The organism is Paraburkholderia sp. JHI2823 (genome assembly GCF_038900695.1).
Lineage (GTDB): Bacteria > Pseudomonadota > Gammaproteobacteria > Burkholderiales > Burkholderiaceae > Paraburkholderia > Paraburkholderia mimosarum.
Genome location: NZ_JAYMRY010000104.1, coordinates 1 through 4,250 on the forward strand (window position 1 = coordinate 1; position 4,250 = coordinate 4,250).

At 58.4% G+C, this 4,250-nt stretch carries 4 protein-coding genes and 1 pseudogene; 3 read left to right on the forward strand and 2 right to left on the reverse strand.

The features are described from left to right. The coding region (locus tag VSR34_RS37495; RefSeq protein ID WP_342965123.1) for a hypothetical protein at positions 1-216 on the forward strand (216 nt) is incomplete at its 5' end. A gap of 378 nt (positions 217-594) precedes the next feature. Here VSR34_RS37495 and VSR34_RS37500 read toward each other — a convergent pair. Continuing rightward, complete coding sequence (locus tag VSR34_RS37500; RefSeq protein ID WP_342965124.1) at positions 595-996, reverse strand: hypothetical protein; 402 nt, start codon at positions 994-996, stop codon at positions 595-597. 80 nt (positions 997-1,076) lie between these two features. Further along, positions 1,077-1,637 (reverse strand): recombinase family protein, encoded by a 561-nt coding sequence (locus tag VSR34_RS37505; protein WP_342965125.1) that lies wholly within the window; start codon positions 1,635-1,637, stop codon positions 1,077-1,079. Here VSR34_RS37505 and VSR34_RS37510 point away from each other — a divergent pair. Both VSR34_RS37510 and VSR34_RS37515 read left to right on the forward strand, forming a co-directional pair. Further along, on the forward strand, positions 1,542-2,507 hold the full coding sequence (locus tag VSR34_RS37510; RefSeq protein ID WP_342965126.1) for a reverse transcriptase domain-containing protein: 966 nt from the start codon (positions 1,542-1,544) through the stop codon (positions 2,505-2,507). The genes VSR34_RS37505 and VSR34_RS37510 overlap by 96 nt on opposite strands. 646 nt (positions 2,508-3,153) lie before the next feature. Next, positions 3,154-4,130 (forward strand): annotated as a pseudogene (locus tag VSR34_RS37515) (IS3 family transposase); the annotation flags it as partial. Positions 4,131-4,250: the final 120 nt, after the last annotated feature.

Below are 4,250 nucleotides of genomic sequence, written 5' to 3' on the forward strand. Positions count from 1 at the left end.
CTGTACCGCGAGCGTCCTGAACTCAGCGGTGTACGCCTGCTTCGGTATTTTGAACATCGATTCTTTCCTTCCTTCGGGTCGAGTTTACACATGACCTACTGGAAGGCGAAATTTCGGGGGAAGCTCAATTCCCAATATCAATGGGGCAGGCGTAAGCTTCATTTCGAAACCTGGCTGACTCAGTGCGGCAAGTCGCCAGGTTTTCAGGGATGCTAGTCAAGTTATAAGCTTTAGGACATTCGGTGGTGGGTAACGTCCGGTCAAAAATCCAAGATAAAGGAGTATCAACAAAGCCTTAGCAACATGAGATGGGACTGCAAGTATCTCGTAGTGTTCATGCGGAGTCGGCGCAAGGAGCGAATCATCGGTCCGCTCAGGCGGCAATTCGGCGAGATAGTTACGAGCTTTCGTCGCAGAAAGAGCCGACGAACCTAGATAAGCCTCTTCCAGGCGGCCACAATTTCGAGCGATAGCTTTGGATGTGTTTGACCTCAACGGAACAGCATCCATTATGGCTCGGGCTGAGCGGGCAGTGGATTGGTTGTACGACCCCGAGGGCGAATTGAAGACCAAACCTCGGGGCACTCATCACCGCTACTTCGTGCCTGCACTGCAGCAATAGGCGAGCAGAAATGTAGGAGTCCCGGGCGTCTCTGCCACGATGTTGCCGATGTCCTTGTTGAGCTTGGTCATTGCAGCTGACACATGGTCGGGAGCCGGCAGCTTGCTCGTATTGAAGTCGTGGACAGCCACAACAATGGTCTTGTTGTCTGCCGTCACGGGATCGGCGAGAGCCCGATCTTCTTCCGCAAACCTTTGCTCGCGTGTTGCGACAGCACCGACTCTCGCCCCGCAATAGCCATGGGTGCCCGACATCAGTGTGCCGCAGCAAGCGGCGTAGGAGATGAGGATATGGCCCCTCGCCATCGGCTTGCAGGAGCAGGTGGCAAACCGCCATGAGCGGCTTGGGTCAAAAGCCCCGGTCGTGAGCGTCATGGAAAAGGCGTCGCAAAGACGTCAGGTATGGATCGAGGAAGACGAACAACCGTGAACTGCCGTTCAAGTGTCGAAAGTACTCAGACGACATCAAAACCGGGGAGTGATGTTGCCCCGCGATCAGCCGGGACGATACGGTTGCGCGCAAGTCGTTGCTGGTTCTGCTCGAACTCCTCCACGGTAATGTAGCCCTCGTGGTGATCAGGCAAGTGGACCCGCCAGTCCGGGGTGGGCACGGCCCGAGTGTTCTTGCGCACCTCGCCGTCGGCGGTGATGCTCTTGATGTACTGGTAGCGGCCGAAGACATAGGTGCCGGCATAGGAGGGATTTTTTAGCAGCCCCAGTACGCGAGAATGCGTCAGTCGGCCCCAGATGAGCTTGCCTGCCCAGGCGCCGCCGTACGCGCGCCTGGGGAAGCGAAGTCCCGAATGTGCAAAGCGCCTGACAACGGCATAGGCACTGCCCGTTTCGCGAAACAGCGTGAACACCAGTTGCACGGCGCCGCGGACTTCGTCATCGGCATCGGGGACGATATCCGCGACCGTGTGGTCCAGGGTGCGCTCAAGCTCATACTGGAGCCGATCTTCGAGGCAGACTTCCAGCCGGGGTCGTATGGCTATCGCCCAAAGCGTACTGCGCATGAAGCGGTGCAGCGAGTGGCGACGGCAATTGTTCAGTGGAAGACCCGAGTCATAGATCTGGATTTGCGTGCCTACTTTGACACCGTGCGGCATCATCTGCTGCTCGAAAAGGTGGCGCGTCGGGTCAATGACCGGGATGTCATGCATTTGCTGAAGCTGATGCTGACGGCATCGGGTAAACAAGGCGTTCCGCAAGGCGGGGTGATTTCGCCACTGCTCAGTAACATCTACCTCACTGAGGTGGACCGGATGCTGGAGCGGGCGAAAGAAGCCACGCGCAACGGGAAGTATACCTACGTCGAGTATGCCCGCTTCGCTGATGATCTCGTCGTGCTGATCGATGCACACCCGCGCCATGACTGGCTGCTGGGGGCGGTAAGCAGGCGACTACGGGAGGAGTTTGACAGGCTACAGGTCGTGGTGAACGAGGAGAAGAGCCGCACCGTGGATCTGAGATGCAAGGAGAGCTTCGGCTTTCTGGGGTTTGACTTCCGTCAACTCCGCAGCTTCGGGACACGGGCGTGGCGAGCGCACTACACGCCGAAGCTGAAGAAGCGTACGGCGTTACTGCGCAAGCTCAAGGAGGTGTTCCGGCGATACCAGTCACAGCCGGTCAATCGGGTAGTCCAACTGATTAATCCGGTGCTGCGGGGCTGGGTGCATTACTTCGCTATCGGGGACTCCAACGAGTGCTTCAACTTCATCAGAGACTGGGTGGAAAAGAAGATCCGGCGCCACATGGGGCGATCCCGGAACCGACGGGGCTTCGGTTGGAAGCGGTGGAGTAGGCGTTGGCTGTATGAGGAACTGGGGCTGTTCAATGGCTACCGGGTCCGCCGTACCGTCGCACCGAAAGCGCGCCCGGCATGATAGGTCCCATAAACCTTGACGTGAAGCAGCCAGGAGAGCGTAGTGCGGGAAAACCGCAAGCTGCGTTCGACGTGGCGGGAGCTGGAAACGTGACTATGGCAGCCGGACTGAGGACCACCGCGAAAGCGGTGGAGAGACCACCGGAGCCTACCGTGCGCGCGCCAGTTCTCGACCCTACCTGCGAGAGGCTGGGGGTGAAACTCCCCCGGCCTACTCACCCGGGATGGTATGGCCATCGCCCTTTAGCCCTGCAGCGATCTTCTCAAGAGCCGCTGCGACGTCCGTTACGTCACATTCCCCATGGAACCCCCAAACCTGCACAGTGCCAAGGTTGTCGTCGGTAAGTTTTGCAAGTTCTGCCATATCCATTTCCGAAGGAGAAAGAGGAAGCGCGTCGTGATGCGCGGCGTAATATGGTGTCCAACCATTTTTGAGAAGTCAGTAACTCAACCGCCATACGATATCCTAGTGATTTAAGAGGTGCCATCCACTACGAATCAATCTGTCAACCTTTGGTGAGTCCACTTGGTTACCGCCCGCCGCACGCGCGAAGTAGTAGTGTGCCGCGTGCACAAGAGAGAAACAAGAAAATTGATATTGTAATGGTCTAATTTCCTCGGACAGGTCGATAGGAGGACAATCCTGAATCGACGAGGAAAAGAGCAAGATGACAAGAAGGCGCCGACAATTTGATGCCAGCTTCAAGCTGGAGGTAGTACGGATGGTGCGAGACCAGGGGCTATCGGTCAGCGAAGTGTGCCGGTCGATGGACCTTGTTGAGACAGCCGTGCGCCGCTGGGTGGCGCAGTACGATGCGGAGCGTGCTGGTGGCCCCGGCGAGGGCAAGCCGCTGACGACTGAGCAGCAGCGTATCCGGCAGCTCGAGGCGGAAAACCGGCAACTGCGTGAGGACAACGCGCTGCTAAAAAAAGCATCGGCCTTCTTTGCCCGGGAACTGAAGTGATTTACCGCGTGGTAACTCATTTGCAACAGGAGGCCGTATCGGTCAGTCACGCCTGCCGGCTTCTGCAGGTGAGCCGCTCTGGCTACTATGCGCACAGGAGCGCCGGGCCGAGCGCGAAACGGCTGCAGGAACAGACACACGTCAAGGCAGCATTCGCCGCGAGCGGCGCGAGCTATGGTAGCCGCCGCGTGATGCATGCGCTTCGGGACCAAGGGCTACGAATCGGTCGTTACCGGGTGCGGACGGTGATGCGAGAAGCGGGCCTGCGCACGAGCTGGAAGCGCAAGTTCGTCTCAACGACCGATAGCAGGCATACGCTACCGGTGGCACCGAACGTGCTCGATAGGCAGTTTGACGTGGCCGAGCCCAATCGCGCGTGGGTTTCGGACATCACTTATATTCGCACGGGGCAAGGCTGGCTCTATCTGGCAGTCGTTCTGGACCTGTACTCGCGCAGGGTGGTCGGCTGGTCAATGGCACCAACCATGCCGGCTGAACTGGTCAGGTCGGCGTTGACCATGGCGCTGCAACAGCGTCGGCCAGCACCGGGACTGGTTCTGCATTCGGACAGGGGCAGCCAGTATGCAAGCGAGGACTACCAGGCCTTGCTGAAGCAGCATCACGTGGTTTGCAGCATGAGCCGCAAGGGAAATTGTTGGGGTGTGCCAAGAACGCGAACGTCAGTGCATCGACGTTTGCGGTGCTTTACTGGAGATGAAGGTAGGCCCTTCGGAGTCGGCTTGCAGGAGCGGGCTCCAAACCACCACGAGCTGCGAGGG